General features: G+C 44.7%; 1 protein-coding gene. It reads right to left on the bottom strand.

Features of this window, described 5'->3' with window-relative positions:
* On the bottom strand, positions 1-756 hold a 756-nt coding region (locus DOT_RS18680; RefSeq protein ID WP_040412830.1), incomplete at its 3' end, for a reverse transcriptase domain-containing protein.
* Positions 757-763 lie beyond the last annotated feature (7 nt).

Genomic DNA, 763 nt, shown 5'->3' on the forward strand with positions numbered 1-763 from the left:
GTTGCCAAGTAACGGACTCAAAGGGCCCCCCTGCGGTACGCCTTCTGGACTTTCTTCAAACATCCCGTTGATCATAACTCCTGCTTTTAGGAATTTGTGAATCAGAGATATGACCCGGCCCTCCTTTATCGTCTCTGACAAAATCCGAATCAGCTTGCTTTGGTTTACCGTATCGAAATATTTCTCCAAATCCATATCCACTACATATTTGTAACCTACTGAGATATAGGTTTGGCATCTTCTTAGAGCACCGTGGGCACTACGGTTCGGTCGGAATCCAAAGCTATTGTCTGAGAACTGTTTCTCAAAGATGGGACTTAGCACTTGAGTTATCGCTTGTTGAATTAACCTGTCTAAGACGGTGGGTATTCCCAGTTTTCTTGTCTTTCCGTTCTCTTTGGGTATTTCTACCCTTCGTACGGGTTTTGGACGGTATTTACCATCCCGGAGGGATTGCAATAGTTCATCCTTGTGTTCTTTCAGGAAGGGTTGAAGTTCATCCACCTGCATACCATCGATTCCACCTGCACCTTTGTTTCTTTTAACCTGCCTATAGGCCTGGTTTAGATTCTCGGTGCTAAGGATTTGCTCAAGCAAAACTTCCGTCTGCTCATTTGTGTTGGTGTTGTCGGTTTCAGTCATCTTGGGTGACGCGCACACTTCTGCATACTCTCTCTGTTCCGCAGATACCCTTTGCAGATAGTCTTCTATTCGAAGTTGTCTGTGTTTTGAATTGCCACTTTCAGTAACTTTCATTGACCCA

Origin of the sequence: Desulfosporosinus sp. OT (genome assembly GCF_000224515.1) — a bacterium.
GTDB lineage: Bacteria > Bacillota > Desulfitobacteriia > Desulfitobacteriales > Desulfitobacteriaceae > Desulfosporosinus.